The following is a 16,216-nucleotide window of genomic DNA, read 5'->3' on the forward strand; positions in this document are numbered from 1 at the left end:
ATCTCAAGGGCGCATGAGGCGCTTAAGGGGTGACGTCCGTTGGCGACGATAGGCGTAGCACGGTTCTTGTTACAACGCGATCAGTGGGGCCGGGTTTTCTGGTTGGTAACGCAGGTGACGCTTTATTCTTATGACGGGCGATGTTCCGAGGTAGGTGCTGGTCGCGCGGAGTGATAGCTGGTTGGGTTACCCGTTGTTACAACAATAGCTTCAGCTTGCCGGATGTTTCGTCATTATTCAGTGTGAGCTGACATCAAGGAGTGGGATAACCCCCACTTTCAGCGCCGGGTCGCCGCTGCCGCCGGCCGCGAAAGCAGGAGTGGATTCGTTACTGATAGCGGCACGCTCCCTTGACCATGTGGAAATATCCGCCGCACCCGATGGCGATAGGGCGAGGGCATATTCGAAGCCCTGATCCCTGAGGGCTGATTTCAGGTGGCGCGAAAACAGGGGCGTGAGAGCCGTCGATTTAACACGGAAAGCTCCGAGCTCAACAACCACCTCACGAGATGGGCTAACCCCGCAGTAGCGATTGACATAGTCGCAGGCGGTCTCCTCCATGAATTGCTCCAGCATCAGCCCGCCTGCAGCGCTTCGATAGCCACAAACCGCCACCAGAGCGCCGTGTCGGGACATCACCAAATAGTGAGGAAACGCTTGCCGAACCGGATGCAACAGTGAACTGTCATAAATAGACAATGCGAACTGGACGGCTTCCCCGTACTCGCTATCATCCGTGTGCACCAATCGAAAGTGATAATCCTGCATTACCGTGCTCTAGGCGACCTCGGATGTCATGATGTGAATCAGAATACACCTGTGGGTCACGGGTTGGGCGACTCACGAAGAAAAAAATCAACGAACTCAAGAGGTGGATAGATTATGCAAGGACATAGCGTCAGTTACTCCCAGACAACGCTCACGGAGTTGATGATCCCGGCATATACCAATTTCGGTGGCAAGATCCACGGTGGGATATTGCTGTCGCTAATGGATAAAGTCGCTTATGTATGCGCGAGTAAACACGCGGGCAACTACTGCGTTACGGTTTCAGTTGATAACGTGAATTTTATCGCGCCCGTTGAGGTAGGGGATCTTGTTTCCCTCAAGGCCTCGGTGAACTACGTGGGCAGTACGTCGCTGGTGGTCGGTATCCGCGTTATTGCGGAAAATGTCCAGCACGGGACCGTCAAGCACACCAATACCTGTTACTTCACGATGGTCGCCAAAGACTCTGAGGGTGTGAAGGCCCAGGTTCCGCCGTTAATACTCGAGCAGCCCGATGATATTCGACGCTTTGCCAGCGCTTTGAGACGTCGCACACTCCGCAGTAATGTCTCCAAACGTATGCAGGACTTCAAGACCGACTTTGAAGTGAACGATGAAGTTCGTGATTTCATCGCCGACCAGCGCTGCGAAATCAATCTGGTTGACTAGTAGTGCTGCCGCTTTTCTTTGGAGAAGATCGGGAACTTCCTTATCAGTTATTCGTCGGCCGTGGGTATCGTTTTTATCTGGCTACGATGCTACCTGGCAGTGTGGCGACAGGGGAGGTGGGGTAGATGCCCTCGGTGTTCAAAACGGCGTGGTACCGCGCGCTACTAACCGTTAAAAAGCAGATTGTCATGCAGCCCCAACCCCGGCCGGTGGTGTACGTGGGCGCTGAGTCGTCCCATCGATTGTGTGACAGCCTGGCTCAATTTGGTCTTCGCAAAGTTCTGGTCGTTACTGACATGCCACTGGTGGCTGCTCACATTCCACAACCGCTAATTTCCCGGATTGAGAGCCACGGTATTACGACGGTGGTCTACGACGAGGTCATGCCCGATCCTACGATTGGTGTCGTGGACAACGGGCTCAGCCTTCTCCGGCGTGAGTCCTGCGATGGTGTGCTGGCCATTGGGGGAGGCAGCGTGATCGATGCTGCGAAGGTCATCGCACTGGCTGCGGCCAATGGGTTTCAGGCGAAAGACTGCGTGGGTCTCAAGAAGTCAAAACGGCTTCGTTACCGTGTTTGCGGTGCTACCACGGCAGGAACCGGTTCAGAAGTGACCATTGCCGCGGTGATTTCTGATGATCTCACCCATGAAAAATTGATTGTGGCGGACCCCAGAATTATACCCACCGCGGCGGCATTGGATCCGGTGATCAGTAAAACCCTGCCGCCCGCGATCACTGCCGCAACGGGTATGGATGCGCTTACCCATGCCATCGAGTCCTACACCAATACCTGGGATACCCCCGAGTGTTTGCACTATGGACGGTTGGCAACGCGCCTTATTTTGCAAAACCTTGAACGGGCGTGTTTGCACGGCGATGACCTCGAGGCCAGAGAAGCAATGGCGCTTGCGTCCTATTATGCGGGTCTTGCATTCTCAACCTGCCTGGTGGGTTATGTTCATGCGTTCTCCCATCAGCTGGGTACCCGCTACGGTACACCCCACGGGCTCGCCAATGCCGTGGTTTTACCCCACGTTTTAAAGTTGCTGAAAGGCGCCTGCTCGATGCGTCTTGCGGAGCTCGCTGTGTATTGCAACCTGGGTGAGGAGCAGGAGTCTGCGGATGTGCTCGCGCAAAAACTCATCGATCGCATCGTCGAACTGAGCCATACCGTGGATATTCCCAACACAGTGGAGTCACTTCGCGAAGTTGATTTCGACGCCATTATCGCTAGAGCCCTCAAGGAAGGCAGTGGTTACCCGGTGCCCCGGTTTATCGACTATAGGGAATGCAAGGACATCCTACGGCGTCTGATTTAGATCCTGTCAGGAGCCTTTGCCTCGGATTAACATCATTCAGGGTCCCGATGGTACGCATAGGCCGAGTGTAACGGGCTGCAGTCTGCGATGTACGCGCTAACGGCTATGTATGCCGGTTTTTAAGGGCATCGTGGGGGCTCGCTAGAAGCTGAATTTTTCCTGAGTCAGGGCCTTAGTCGCTGGCTCTGCTGACGATGTCGGTGCATCACTGGACTCCAGTGACGACAGGGTCAAGCCGATCAACCGAACACCACGCTCAACGGGCAAGACGGTTTCGAGCAGGGCATGGGCAATTTGTGAAAAGCCTTCAAGGGAGTCAATGCAGGAATGCACACTGCGCGCGCGAGTGATCTGCCGAAAATCCGAGAATTTGATTTTCAGGGTTACCGTGCGACCGCGTGCTGTGCGCGCTTCGATGCGCCGCCAGACCAGGTCGATAATATCCACTAGCGCGGCACGCAGTTCCTGCGAGTGCTTCAGATCCGTCGAGTAGGTGCGCTCGCCGCCTATCGATTTGCGCTCTCGGTTGGGTCTGACCTCTCGAAAATCCTCACCGCGTGAAGCACGGTACAGGTAAAGGGCTGATTTACCGAAATGCTGTTGCAGAAAATCCAGCGATTGTGCACGCAGATCGGCGCCGGAATGAATGCCGAGCGCCGCCATTCGTTGCGCCGTCTTCGGTCCCACGCCAAAGAAACGCCGTGCGGGCAGCCCGGCGGCAAATGCGGCCCCTTCGTGGGGACGAATGACACAGAGACCATTCGGCTTGTTCTGGTCCGAGGCGACCTTGGCGAGAAACTTGTTATAGCTGACCCCGGCGCTGGCGGTCAGCCCAACCTCTTCAAAGATCTCACGACGAATACGCTCGGCGGTCTCGGTCGCGCTACCGACTCTTTCACGGTCTTCGCTCACGTCGAGGTAGGCTTCATCGAGGGACAGCGGCTCAACCAGCGCGGTATAGCGGCGGAAGATCGCCTGAATCTGCTGCGATACTGTGCGATAAACATCGAATCGCGGCTTTACAAAAAGAAGTTCTGAGCATTTGCGTTTGGCGGTGATACTGGGCATGGCTGAGCGGACACCAAACGTTCTGGCTTCATAACTTGCTGCCGCCACAACCCCCCGTTGCGCTGAGCCACCTACGGCGATGGGTTTGCCCCGTAGATCCGGGTTATCCCGTTGCTCGACGCTCGCATAAAAGGCATCCATATCTACGTGGATGATTTTTCGCTGTGGGCGAGGCGCAGAAGGATTCATCCGCGAAATAGTAGGAGGTCGGTGTCGCTCCCGCAATACAAGGTGGCTTGACCATCGCGGGTCTTACGCGAGCACCAGCGGATCGCCAACGAATATCGGCTGCTTTTCGGAAGATGTAGCTGTGACCCGTGGCTCGTTTATCGCGAGCGGGAGGCTGATTCCAGTAGTGTGAGTCGACCGTCAACGAGCGAGTAAATCATGCCGTGAATTTCTATGGGTAATCCCCTGGCCCAGGCCTTGCGCAAAATGGGGGTTTCCGCCACTCGAGTGACACTCTCGAGCACGTTGAGCTCGGCGAGGCGGTCTGCGCGGGAAGGCCCGTCGAGGGGCTCAAGCTCGGCGGCGTGCAGGCGACGGAGCGATCGTATCGGCTCAATCCAGTGATCGACCAATCCGCTTTCCAGGTGGTCTGCGCAGGCCGCATTGACGCCCCCGCATCCGTAGTGACCACAAACGATAATTTTGCGGATGCCAATACCCTCAATCGCAAACTGCAGGGCGCTCAGTACATTGAGATCGGCTGAATGAACGATGTTTGCCACATTACGGTGAACGAAGACTTCGCCGGGCTCCAATCCTGCGATGACGTTTGCGGGCACACGAGCGTCGGCACAACCTATCCAGAAGTAGTCAGGCCGCTGAAGCGCAGCAAGTCCGCGGAAATACTCCGGCGACTGCTCATTGATGCGTCCGGCCCACTCTCTGTTTCGTCGGATCAATTCGTCTGGCAACGAGGGCTCCTTGTGCGTTGCGGTAACGGCAACGGTGTCATTTTTGATCACTGTATCCTGCCACGCATTACGACCGATGCATAAAGGATTTTCGATTTAATATCATGAAAGCTGCGGTTGGCACGGGCGCTTGATAAACTGCCTCGCCCGCCAGTTGACAGGACCAGGGCGTCCGATAAAGACCCTCGGTTGGCTTCAATTTCGCCAGTCGCAGAAAGCGCGAGTAATTATGGTTCAGATGATGTTCGTTGTTTACGCTAATCGCTGATCGACAAGCGCAGCCATAAATTTGATGCTGTGAAGCCTGCGCCCAACCGAGGTAATAAAAATTGTTATTCGTCATTCAATGCACTGATAAACCAGACCACCTGTCGGTGCGTCTCGAGACACGCGAGGCCCATTTGGAATACATCAAAGGCTTTGGCGAACAATTGGTGATGGCTGGTCCCTTTCTCGATGATGCTGACAATATGACGGGCTCATTACTGATTCTGGATTTCGACGACAGAGTGGCCGCCGAGGCATTTTGTGATAACGACCCATATGCAAGGGCAGGGTTGTTTGAGTCGGTAACGATCAACCGCTGGAAGAAAACGTTACCCGCCTGATGGGTAGACGGGCTCAGCTGTTTGCGGCTACCAGTTTTCGACGTAAGGCCGCAGATCAAGCTCAAACGTCCAGGCCTGTTTGTCCTGCTCAGTGAGCGTGAATGCCGCATCGGCGATGCCGGCTGCGGCGAGAAAAAATTCCTTCGGCTTATCGGACATTCGCGCCATAGTGGTCTCGATATCGATAACGCCATCGAGAATCAGCAAGGCGACATGAATGCCTTCGGGTCCCAACTGGCGGGCGAGTGATTGTGCAGCTGAGCGTTGGGCGGCCTTGGCGGCTGCAAAACCTAATGTTGCAGGACGCCCGCGCAGTGCAGCGCCGGCACCGACCACGATGATATTGCCGGTTCCTCGCGCCCGCATCCCGGGCAGCACCGACTGAGTGGCGCGTACCAGGCCCGCAACATTGACATCAAAACCGGGGAGCAGCTCGGCCGGGGCGATGTCATCGATCGTGCCCCATTTAGCGTTGCCCGCGTTGTATATCAGCGTATCTATGGGCCCCTGCTCACGCTCGATCGCGCGGAAGCAATCCTCCATCGACCGATCATCGGTCGCATCGACGACATAGCCTGCTGCGGCCTCGCCCAGGGCTTTGGCCTCTGCCTCAACTATTTCCTGACGTCGCGCGCACAGGGCAACCTGGTAGCCCCCGGCAACAAAACGCTGTGCAAATGCGCGACCGTTACCCGGTCCCACGCCTACGATGGCACATACTTTTCCCATGGATACGTATCCTTTGGCAGTCATTGGTTTTGACACCTGCGTGATCAATGCGGATCACTGACAATGGCGATTGATGGCGACTATCGTCGCTCACAAAGGTGCGGCTGTCGAACGTATCATAGGGTTCTTTACGGTTTCATTGCGGATTTCAGAGATCGTCTCTTCGCATTGCGCCATGGGCTAGTTGTTACTAAACGGCTAGCTCATCGACGCTCGAGCAAGCCGGGACCGAGCCACCCCCAGTAGTCGCTGCAAGTATGGTCGAAACACTCCTGAAGGTGGCACTGGCGCGAAGTGAGATGAGCGGCAGTCCTTTGAGCGTCGACGAGTGATTCTGGCAGTGTGCTGACCTTGCTGGAGCATCGGAGGAGTTCAAAGGACTCCCGACTGCCGCAGCGACTTCAAGACATAAGGGTAGTCGTCAGCGAGTATCGTATAACGCGCTGATTGAGGAATCGCGTGGGCCTTTGTGCTGCCAGCCCGCGATGTACCGCTTTAACGCCGCCTGAATTCTGCCAAAGAGAAGTCTTCCGATGACTATCGAAGACACCGGCAACCGGTATAGTCTTGGATTAAAGTGTGTGGTCATGGCGGCGTGCGGCTGATCAGGCATGCTTATCCTGGATTCAATCAGAGGATGTAACGATGCGGGCAGTGTATTACCACGAACATGGCGGGGCTGACGTACTGGAAGTCGGCGACCTACCCGTGCCTGAAATCGCACCGAACCAGGTGCTGGTCGAGGTGGCGGCTGCCGGTGTGAACCCTATCGATCGCCGGCTTCGAGGCGGTGAGTTGCAGGAATACATCAGCCGGACCTTCCCCGTGGTCCCGGGTTGGGATGTGGCTGGTCGCATCGTTGCGGTTGGTGATGAGGTCAGCGACTGGGAGGTGGGTGATGATGTGATCGGACTGGCTTTTACCTGGTCGATCCAGCATGGCAGTTACGCCGAGTTCCTGCCCATCAACGCCGATGCCATTGCCCGTAAACCAAGTCGGTTTTCTTTTGCCGAGGCCGCGGGATTGCCTCTGGTCAGTCTTACTGCGTGGCAGTCGTTGTATGAGTTCGGACAGTTGAGTGAAGGCAAGACTGTCTTGATACAGGCGGGTGCTGGTGGTGTAGGCAGTGTCGCTATTCCCATGGCGAAATTTCTCGGTGCCAAGGTGTACACCACGACCAGTTCGGCGAATGTGGATTATGTGAAGTCGCTGGGTGCCGATGTGGTGATCGATTACCGCGAGCAATCCTACGAGGCGGTGATCAACGCGGCCGAGCCCGATGGACTCGACCTGGTCCTGGAGACGCTGCTCGATGACGACGTTGCCAAAACGGCGATTCGCCTGGCGAAACCCGGTGGTGCTGTGGCCTATATGAATAACGAGCCGCCGGAGATGCCTGATATCAAGCAGAAAGGCGTGCGTGCCGAGTTCATTCACCATCGACCCGATGGTGAAATGCTCGCTTATCTGGCGGCTCTTTATGAGGCGGGTACGCTGCCGGTTCCTGTTACTGAGGTGCTGCCTCTCGATCAGGCTGCTGAGGCGCATCGACGATCGGAGAGTGGGCGGACGCGGGGCAAGCTGGTGCTGGAGGTAAAAGTCCTTGATTGAAAGCGACGACCCTCTCACTGTACGAAGTGTGGTCTCGGCAGCCGGTGTTGACGAGTTGCCAGGAAGCGTCAATGATTGAAACACTCTTTTTCCACCATCGGGTCGATATTATGCGAAACGCCACACTGACAATACTCATCGCGATTTTAGTCCTTCCGTCATTCTCTCTGGCCGACTCTACCGGTGCCGCCTGCGTGATTTATCCCGCGGACTCTGATCAAAGCACCGCAACGCTCCCCTGTCGTTTTTACCAGGCGCAGGGGCATGTCGTTATTACCCGATCCGACGGTGTCGAGCACGATCTACTGCCCGTGGGCGAGACGGACGGAACGTATTCAGATGCGAGTGGCGACACGGTGTACCGCCAAAGTGATTTGGGTGACCAGGGACTGATTTTCCGATTCCCCGAGGAGAGCGTCTACGTTTACTGGAATACATCGATGTTGGAGGCCGCTGACCCCGGTAACCCTACCGAGCCATTTACCACCGACGACTATGATGCGACCGCGTTGTTTCGCTGCAAGGTGGCGGGAGAGGCCGATTATGGAAGCTGTCCGGGGGGGATTCTTCGAATGGCCGGTGGTGAGGCGTCGATTGTCGTACTGAGTCCTGCTGGTGATCGATTCACGATCAATTTTATGGCCGATTACGTGAACGCCACTAACCGCGAGGTATCTGCCCGTCTCGAAGGTGATATCTGGATGCTTGAATTCGATAATGGTGATCGTTGGGAAATCCCGCTGGCCGCCATTGAAGGGGGCTGACTACGCCACTCAGTCGTTGGTTACCCAGGGCGGATTGTCAAAGACGCCGGCTTCATCCAGTTTCTCCGTCGTGTAAAACGAATGCCGCTCGTCGTCCTCAAAAAATGCCCAGAATGCCGATGCCAGATCGGTTGAATGGATGCTGAACCGGCCTTGCTGCTCTTGCCCGGCCAGGAATAGACGATAGGCATCCATCGGTTCCGGCCCCAGTTGTTGAAAAACCACCCGCCCACCGTACTGCTCGTAGAGGGCTTTGTTAGTTTTCCAATTTTTAATCATTGATTCAGCCATGCTTCGCTGAATGCGCTCGACTTCTTCGCGCTCGCCCTCGTCCAGTTTCGCAGTATCCTCGTAATCAGATCCCAACATCTCTTTGAGGCGCTTATCTTTCTGGGCAATATAACGATTAATGTCGGCGTCGCGGGCAACGATATTGTTTTCGAGCGCATAACGATCCAGTAATTGGGTGAGGATAATGCTGCGCAGGCTGTCGGGATCAGTGGTAATGATGCTGATGCCCTCAACTGTGGCAGTCGCTACGGCGTCGGGTACTGGTTTGAATTCGAGGATGGAGCCGTCCGCCATAGTTGCCAGATACAGCCGATGATTGTCGTAGACAAAACTGCGCACCCATCCCAGTTCGCTCAGAAAACGATCGGATAGTGAGGAGGGTCCGCAATGTGCCCGGGTGGATGCAAACTGGGAAAACTCCAATCGGGGTGGGCGCCAGTCGGTGAGACTCCCTGAGCCGCGATTGCAGCCCGCGGTAACCGAGACCGAGCCATCCACGCCGAAGATCAATCGATAATCACCGTCAGCGGTGGGATGGCTGATGGTGTCATTCATCGATTGGATAGATACCAGATCCCAGGCAGTGCCTGTAAGATCGGGGAGCGTGGTCTGCGAATCGGCGGAAGAAGACAGCAGTGCAAGCAAACCTATTGCGGCCCGTAAAAACATGCTTTCCCCTCGATGTGATCGCATTAGTCGTCGCAGCGAATGATAAGCCAGATGATGGCGTCTCTGGTAGCGCATTAGCTCAGGCTCGGGTCCGCCATAACTGTCGAGGATACCGGGGTACCTCGTGATCCGGGGAGTGCTATCGAGTGTTTGCTCGGATTATTAAAGAGGCTCCCAGGCGCATCTTCTGCGATGGGTATGTTTCCCCTGCAAAGTGATCGGGCACCCCAGGCCTATCCGCGCAGACAAAAGTAGTGACTTATAGGCGCGATGGACAGACGCGGCCCGGCGCATGAAGAATTGAGTCTGGCATCAGCTAATACTTACAGTTTCGGAGGTGAAAGCGTGAGTCCAAAACAGCCTAAATCGCACAAACGGAACGGCATCTCACGCAGAGACTTTCTCAATGGCGTCAGCATTGCGATCGGAGGATCGATGCTGGGAATGGGTCGATCGGATTTGACCTATGCCGGGGCTGGTGCGTATTACCCGCCGGCTCTGACCGGTATGCGCGGCTCGCACCCCGGCTCCTTCGAAGTGGCACACGGTGTGGTGAAGGGTAAACACTGGGAGGGCGGGCGCAGCGACGAGCAGTTCGATCTCATCATTGTGGGCGCGGGCATCAGCGGCTTATCCGCCGCCTATTTTTACCGCCGCGACGTCGATCCCGACGCTCGAATATTGATTCTTGATAATCACGACGATTTCGGCGGCCACGCCAAGCGCAACGAATTTTCCCTCGACGGGGAGACGCTGATCGGTTTCGGGGGCACCATGCTCGTCGAATCCCCCCGGGGCTACCCCCAGGTGGCACGGGATCTGATTCAGGAACTCGGCGTGACTTACGACACGGATGAGGCGTTCAATCACTTCGATCGGTTTCGTGAAATGGGCCTCACGTCGGGTTACTTTCTCGATAAGGAAACCTTCGGTGCTGACCGGGTTATTGTTGATGATCTGTCAGTCCCTGAAGCACTGGCGGCTATGCCGCTATCCGACCGTGCCAAGGCCGACATCCGGCGTTTGTTTGCCGATAAAATAACCTACCTCGATAGCCAGACGACGGCGGAGCGTAAGTGGATTCTTGAGACCTTGAGCTACCGCGACTATCTGAAGCAATACGCGGGTATGGGAGAGGAGGCGCTGGCCATCATTCAGAAGCGGCCCGAGGGTGTATGGGCCATCGGCGCAGATGCCTGCCCCGCCTGGCTCGCCTGGGATTCCGGTTACCCCGGATTCGGCGACATTGATCTGGGTGAGTTAACCATTGCCGGTACCGGCGGCCATTCCGATTCGGATCGTGTGCGCTTTCCCGATGGCAATGCGACGATTGCACGGCTGCTGGTCACTCGCCTCGTTCCCGAAACGACACCGGCGCGATCGGTCGACGACGTCGTGACGGCCGTGTTTGATTACAGCGTTCTGGACCAACCTGCCAATCCAACCTGCATTCGATTGAACAGTACGGTGGTGCGAACGGCGCACCGGGGAGGTGATCTCAATGCACCGGTGGATGTGACGTACGTCAAAAACGGGAAAGCGACAACCGTCGCTGCCACCAAGGTCATTTGGGCGGGTTATCACGCCATGCTCCCCTATGTTTGCCCTGATTTGACGCCGCAGCAAACAGCTTTGTTATCGACCTCGGTCCGAGCGCCGTTGGTCTACGTCAGCGTGCTGCTCAAGAACTGGCGTGCCATCGCCGAGTCGCAAGCCTGGCGGTTGAACTGCCCGGGCAGCTTTTTTCAGTATGCGATGCTGACGCATCCCGTGAGTTACGGTGATTACCGTTATGCACAAACGCCGGATGATCCGGTGATTCTACATATGCAGCACATTCCGCTGGCACCTGGCGAGCCGGCTGCCGATCAATTTCGAATCGGTCGAGCGCGATTGCTGGAAACGCCGTTTTCAACTTTTGAAGACAATATTCGGGAGCAGTGCGGTCGCATGTATGGTCCTGCGGGCTTTGATCCCGATCGAGATATTGGGGGTATTACGGTCAATCGCTGGTCCCATGGTTATGCCTATTCCACCCACCCTGAGACCGGAGAGGTGGCCTGGTACCCCGAGCACTGGGAAGGGGGCAAACCCTGGGTGGAGGGTAGAGGCAGTATTGGCAATATCGCGATCGCGGGCACCGATGCGGCGTCAAATGCAATGACCGAAGCGGCAATTGAACAGGCGCACCGGGCGGTCAGTGGTATGACCGAGCGGTAGTGCCTACGCTTTCCCCTATCCGGACCTGCTAGCTTTCGCTCTGGTGATGATGCTCGTGATCACCAGCGCCCTCGACATCATGGTGCTCGTGTTCGTCATTATGGCCATCGTCCCCATGATGATGCTCATGATCACCGCCGTGATCGTCGTCGTGATGGTGATCATGCTCGTTGTCGTGACCATCCGAGTCATGATGATGGTCATGTTCGCTCATATGCCCATCGTCGCCGTGATGATGCTCGTGGTCGGACATATGTTTATCGGACTCGTGGTGTGCGGCCTGCGCCGTGATGGAGAGCGCCAGGCCACCCGCCGACAAGGCCCCGGTCATCGCGACTATCAGTACGTTACGGGAAAACGTGTTTGTGTCCATGATGTTAGCCTTGTATTAAATTATTGACGTAATAAATGTCAATAATATTTGACATTGATGGGGTGCGCAATCACAAATTTCCGGTTCCCCTGGTCACTCAGGCTAATACCATAGCGGGGCTAAAACCGTTTGGCGCGATCGGAGCGACCGGCACGATGGGTAGTGACACCCATGTGGCACGCCCTACTGGATACTCCCCACGTTCGCTTCCCAGTTTTGCCCGTCGAATACCGCAATCTCCCAGTCGTCCACACCCTCATCCAGACAGCGACCATTCACATCATAGGCCCCCGGATGTGAGCGCGGGCGGCTAAAGGGGTGAATACCGCAGTGACTGCAAAACAAATGCTCGGCCTTGCGTGTATTGAAGCGGTAGCCGGTCAGGGCCTCGTCTCCCGTTAGCAATCTGAAATCCTGAGGCTCCACTATCACATTAACCATGCCCTTTTTGGCGCACATCGAGCAGTTGCAGGCGATGGCACGCTGTTCCTGTACCCGTATGGAAAAACGCACTGCGCCGCAGTGGCAGCCACCCTCCAGCCACTCATCGGGTGCTTTCATTGCCATCAGTTCTCAAATTCCACCAGCAGGTCCTTGGCATCAATTTGCGCCCCGGGCTGGACATGAACCTGACCGATGGTGCCGTCGCGATCGGAGCGGATTGATGATTCCATCTTCATCGCCTCAATGGTCATCAGCAAGTCACCCTGTTTGACCTCGTTCCCCGGTTGCACGGCAATGGACACCACGGCGCCGGGCATGGGGGCACCGAGATGCAGTGGATTACCCACCTCGGCGACAGGCTGTCGGGTTCGCGTCGCCGCAATGCGACGATCCTCGATGCGAACCACCCTAGGTTGGCCATTAATCTCGAAGAATACTTTGACGACCCCTTCCTCGTTGGGCTCGGAGGTGGTCAGGCAGCGAATCTCCAGTGTCTTCCCCGGTTCGATATCCAGCGAAATTTCTTCACCGTCGTTCATGCCGTAGAAATACACGTTGGTGGGCAGCACCCGTACCGGGCCATAAATCGCATGCCGTTGCATATAGTCCGTGAAGACCTTGGGGTACATGAGGTACCCGTTCAGATCTTCGTCATCGATATCGATGCCACCGAGTTGCTCGCTGAGTTCTTTACGCGTGGCTTCGAGGTCGATGGCTTCCAATCGTGAACCGGGTCGCTCGGTGTACGGCGATTCGTCGCCGAGAATCCGTTGCTGTATGGCCTCCGGCCAACCACCTGGCGGTTGGCCCAGATCGCCGCGCATCATATCGACAGCGCTGTCCGGAAAGGACACGTCCACTTCGGGGTTTGCCAGATCATTGGCACTGAGCCCTTGGGAAATCATCATCAGGGCCGTATCACCGACGACCTTTGAACTGGGTGTAACTTTCACAATATCGCCAAAGAGCTGATTCACGTCAGCGTAGGCCTGCGCGACTTCGTGCCAACGGTCTTCTAAACCCAGCGACCGTGCCTGGGACTTGAGATTGGTGAACTGGCCGCCCGGCATCTCGTGCAAATACACTTCGGAAGAGGGCGCCTGAAGACCCGATTCAAAGGCTGCGTAGTGTTCCCGCGCCGCCTCCCAGTAATTGGAGATCTCCCTAATTTTGGCGGGGTCGAGGCCTGTCGCGCGATCGGTTCCCTCGAGGGCCGCAACGATGGAGCCGAGTGTCGGTTGTGAGGTGTTGCCTGACAGTGCATCCATGGCGCCGTCAATAATGTCGACCCCGACTTCTGCAGCGACCAGACAGGTGGCAACGGACGCGCCGCTGGTATCGTGGGTGTGGAAATGGATGGGAAGGCCGACTTCATCGCGTAATGCGGTGAACAGCGGGCGCGCCGCGGAGGCCTTTAACAGCCCAGCCATATCCTTGACGCCAAGAATATGTGCGCCGCCATCGCGCAGGGCTTTGCCCATTTCTACGTAATAGTTCAGGCTGTATTTGGCGCGATCGGGATCGAGAATATCGCCGGTGTAGCAAATGGTACCCTCACAGACTTTGCCGGCATCGATCACGGCGTCCATGGCAACCCGCATATTCTCGACCCAGTTGAGGCTGTCGAAGACACGAAACACATCGACGCCGGTCTCGGCCGCCTGAGCGACAAAGTGGCGCACCACGTTGTCGGGGTAATTGGTATAACCCACGCCGTTGGCGCCGCGGAGCAGCATTTGTAGCATGATATTGGGTACCGCCGCCCGAATATCACGCAATCGCTGCCAAGGGCATTCCTGAAGGAAGCGGTAGGCCACGTCAAAGGTGGCGCCTCCCCAGCATTCCAGTGAGAACAGTTGCGGCAGGTTGGCGGCATAGGCGGGCGCTACACGGACCATATCGATGGAGCGCATGCGCGTCGCCAGTAGCGACTGGTGGGCATCCCGCATGCTGGTATCGGTCATAAGAACCTGTTTTTGGTCACACAGCCACTCGACTAAACCTGGTGCACCGCGCTCCTCCAGTATCTGTTTAGAGCCATTGGGCGGGGACTTAACCGTGAGTGCCGGTCGACGCGGCGTGCGCGCCTTGGCAGATGGCTTGGGCCGACCCTCAGTTTCCGGGTGGCCGTTGACAATAATCTCACCGATGTAATTCAGCAGCTTGGAGCCGCGATCGGCGGGCATCCTGAAATCAAAGAGTTCATCGGTCGTATCGATAAACTGGGTGGTGTATTTCTTCTCAAGAAAGACCGGGTGTTTGAGCAGATTCTGTACGAACGCGATATTGGTACTCACGCCGCGAATACGAAACTCGCGTAGTGCGCGATCCATTCGCGCAATCGCCTGATCTTCGGTCCTCGCCCAGGCGGTAATTTTTTCCAATAGGGAATCGTAATAACGGGTGATGACGGCGCCGGAGTAGGCGGTGCCGCCATCGAGGCGAATCCCCATGCCGGTGGCACCGCGGTACGCGGTGATCCGACCGTAATCGGGAATAAACTCGTTGAGGGGGTCTTCGGTGGTGATACGGCACTGAATCGCGTGGCCATCGAGTTTGACCGCGTCCTGGTCCGCAGCCCCCGTGGCCTCAGCCAGCGTGTGTCCCTCGGCAATCAGGATTTGCGCCCTGACGATATCAATGCCGGTGACCTCTTCGGTGACCGTATGCTCGACCTGAACCCGCGGATTCACCTCAATGAAATAGAACTTCTCGGTATCCATATCCATGAGGAACTCAACGGTGCCGGCACACTCATAACCGACGTGGGCGGCGATACGTCGGCCCAGCTCGCAGACTTCGGTACGCTGCTCGTCGCTGAGGTACGGTGCCGGTGCGCGCTCCACGACCTTTTGGTTGCGGCGTTGTATGGAGCAGTCGCGCTCCCAGAGGTGGTAAATCGCGCCGTGCTGGTCACCGAGGATCTGCACCTCAACGTGGCGGGCGCGCTCGATCATTTTTTCAAGATAGCCCGCACCGTTGCCGAACGCGGCCTCGGCTTCCCGGCGGCCTTCCCGAATTTTTTCCTCCAGTTCATCGGGTCCGGCAATGGGCCGCATGCCTCGACCGCCACCACCCCAGCTCGCCTTCAGCATCAGTGGGTAACCGATTTCAGCCGCCTGCTCGGCAATGCCGCTCAAGGATTCCTCGATAAGATCCGTCGCCGGAATGACCGGCACATTGGCCTCAATGGCAATGGCGCGGGCCGAGGCTTTATCACCGAGCGCGCGCATGGTCTCCGCGGTCGGGCCGATAAAGGCAATACCGTTCTCGCGACAGGCATCGACGAGATCGGGGTTCTCGCTGAGCAAACCATAGCCCGGATGCAGGGCATCGGCCCCGGTCTCCCTGGCGACGCGGATGAGTTCATCAATCGAGAGATACGCACCCACGGGGCCCAGGCCTTCCCCGATCTGATAGGCCTCATCGGCTTTGAATCGATGCAGGCTAAGCTTGTCTTCCTCGGCGTAAACGCCAACCGTACGTTTGCCCAGCTCATTGGCGGCGCGCATCACCCTGATCGCGATTTCCGATCGATTGGCGACCAGGATTTTCTCAAAGGACTTCATGACACCTCTCCAGACGGTTCTGCCGTCGATACCGACACCCTACCGTGAGCGAGGCGTGTGGTGAAATTTTTTCATCGACTTCAAAAAGGCCGGCTCCGCCGGGTGAGGGCGGTATCGTGGGTGCAAGCAGGCACTACGCTGGGGCGAAAGACCGGGGTGCAGGCAATGACGCTCTGACGCTTATTCGGCGC

At 56.7% G+C, this 16,216-nt stretch carries 14 protein-coding genes; 7 read left to right on the forward strand and 7 right to left on the reverse strand.

What is annotated here, in order from left to right; all coding sequences use genetic code 11:
* Positions 1–237: 237 nt before the first annotated feature.
* Complete coding sequence (locus tag NOR51B_RS06195) at positions 238–768, reverse strand: thermostable hemolysin (RefSeq protein ID WP_009021542.1); 531 nt, start codon at positions 766–768, stop codon at positions 238–240.
* A 114-nt stretch (positions 769–882) separates the two neighbouring features.
* On the opposite strand from NOR51B_RS06195, the gene NOR51B_RS06200 reads away from it, so the two are divergent.
* Complete coding sequence (locus tag NOR51B_RS06200; RefSeq protein ID WP_040481863.1) at positions 883–1,437, forward strand: acyl-CoA thioesterase; 555 nt, start codon at positions 883–885, stop codon at positions 1,435–1,437.
* Positions 1,438–1,562: 125 nt separating this feature from the next.
* A complete protein-coding gene (locus NOR51B_RS06205) occupies positions 1,563–2,759 on the forward strand; it encodes an iron-containing alcohol dehydrogenase (RefSeq protein WP_009019344.1) in 1,197 nt (398 codons plus the stop codon).
* A gap of 141 nt (positions 2,760–2,900) precedes the next feature.
* Here NOR51B_RS06205 and dinB read toward each other — a convergent pair whose 3' ends face one another.
* On the reverse strand, positions 2,901–4,016 hold the full coding sequence (gene dinB / locus NOR51B_RS06210; protein WP_009021183.1) for a DNA polymerase IV: 1,116 nt from the start codon (positions 4,014–4,016) through the stop codon (positions 2,901–2,903).
* Positions 4,017–4,153: 137 nt separating this feature from the next.
* Entirely contained in the window at positions 4,154–4,798 is a 645-nt protein-coding gene (locus tag NOR51B_RS06215) for a carbonic anhydrase (protein ID WP_009019616.1), read from the reverse strand.
* Positions 4,799–5,076: 278 nt separating this feature from the next.
* Here NOR51B_RS06215 and NOR51B_RS06220 point away from each other — a divergent pair, with 278 nt between their 5' ends.
* Entirely contained in the window at positions 5,077–5,355 is a 279-nt protein-coding gene (locus tag NOR51B_RS06220) for a YciI family protein (protein ID WP_040481864.1), read from the forward strand.
* Between the two features lie 27 nt (positions 5,356–5,382).
* Here NOR51B_RS06220 and NOR51B_RS06225 read toward each other — a convergent pair whose 3' ends face one another.
* Positions 5,383–6,084: an SDR family NAD(P)-dependent oxidoreductase gene (locus NOR51B_RS06225; RefSeq protein WP_040481865.1), complete on the reverse strand. Its 702-nt coding sequence runs from the start codon at positions 6,082–6,084 to the stop codon at positions 5,383–5,385.
* A 645-nt stretch (positions 6,085–6,729) separates the two neighbouring features.
* Between NOR51B_RS06225 and NOR51B_RS06230 the strand changes: the two genes are divergently transcribed.
* Together NOR51B_RS06230 and NOR51B_RS06235 are read left to right on the forward strand one after the other, a co-directional pair.
* On the forward strand, positions 6,730–7,695 hold the full coding sequence (locus NOR51B_RS06230) for an NADP-dependent oxidoreductase (RefSeq protein WP_009021522.1): 966 nt from the start codon (positions 6,730–6,732) through the stop codon (positions 7,693–7,695).
* Between the two features lie 71 nt (positions 7,696–7,766).
* Positions 7,767–8,459 carry a hypothetical protein gene (locus tag NOR51B_RS06235; RefSeq protein ID WP_009021587.1) on the forward strand — a complete coding sequence of 231 codons (693 nt, stop codon included), beginning with the start codon at positions 7,767–7,769 and terminating at the stop codon, positions 8,457–8,459.
* 9 nt (positions 8,460–8,468) lie between these two features.
* Here the strand turns inward: NOR51B_RS06235 and NOR51B_RS06240 are convergent, their stop codons facing one another.
* Positions 8,469–9,419: an META domain-containing protein gene (locus tag NOR51B_RS06240; protein ID WP_009020924.1), complete on the reverse strand. Its 951-nt coding sequence runs from the start codon at positions 9,417–9,419 to the stop codon at positions 8,469–8,471.
* A 345-nt stretch (positions 9,420–9,764) separates the two neighbouring features.
* Between NOR51B_RS06240 and NOR51B_RS06245 the strand changes: the two genes are divergently transcribed.
* Both NOR51B_RS06245 and NOR51B_RS15375 read left to right on the forward strand, forming a co-directional pair.
* Positions 9,765–11,639, forward strand: a complete 1,875-nt coding sequence (locus tag NOR51B_RS06245; RefSeq protein WP_009019043.1) for a flavin monoamine oxidase family protein — start codon at positions 9,765–9,767, stop codon at positions 11,637–11,639.
* A 55-nt stretch (positions 11,640–11,694) separates the two neighbouring features.
* Positions 11,695–12,039: a hypothetical protein gene (locus NOR51B_RS15375; RefSeq protein ID WP_154647620.1), complete on the forward strand. Its 345-nt coding sequence runs from the start codon at positions 11,695–11,697 to the stop codon at positions 12,037–12,039.
* Between the two features lie 156 nt (positions 12,040–12,195).
* Here the strand turns inward: NOR51B_RS15375 and NOR51B_RS06255 are convergent, their stop codons facing one another.
* Both NOR51B_RS06255 and NOR51B_RS06260 read right to left on the reverse strand, forming a co-directional pair.
* Positions 12,196–12,579: a GFA family protein gene (locus NOR51B_RS06255; RefSeq protein ID WP_009021658.1), complete on the reverse strand. Its 384-nt coding sequence runs from the start codon at positions 12,577–12,579 to the stop codon at positions 12,196–12,198.
* Positions 12,579–16,025 carry a pyruvate carboxylase gene (locus NOR51B_RS06260; RefSeq protein WP_009018908.1) on the reverse strand — a complete coding sequence of 1,149 codons (3,447 nt, stop codon included), beginning with the start codon at positions 16,023–16,025 and terminating at the stop codon, positions 12,579–12,581. The genes NOR51B_RS06255 and NOR51B_RS06260 overlap by 1 nt, the downstream gene beginning before the upstream one ends.
* Between the last annotated feature and the right edge of the window lie 191 nt (positions 16,026–16,216).

Origin of the sequence: Luminiphilus syltensis NOR5-1B, assembly GCF_000158175.1 — a bacterium.
In the GTDB taxonomy this organism is placed as follows: domain Bacteria; phylum Pseudomonadota; class Gammaproteobacteria; order Pseudomonadales; family Halieaceae; genus Luminiphilus; species Luminiphilus syltensis.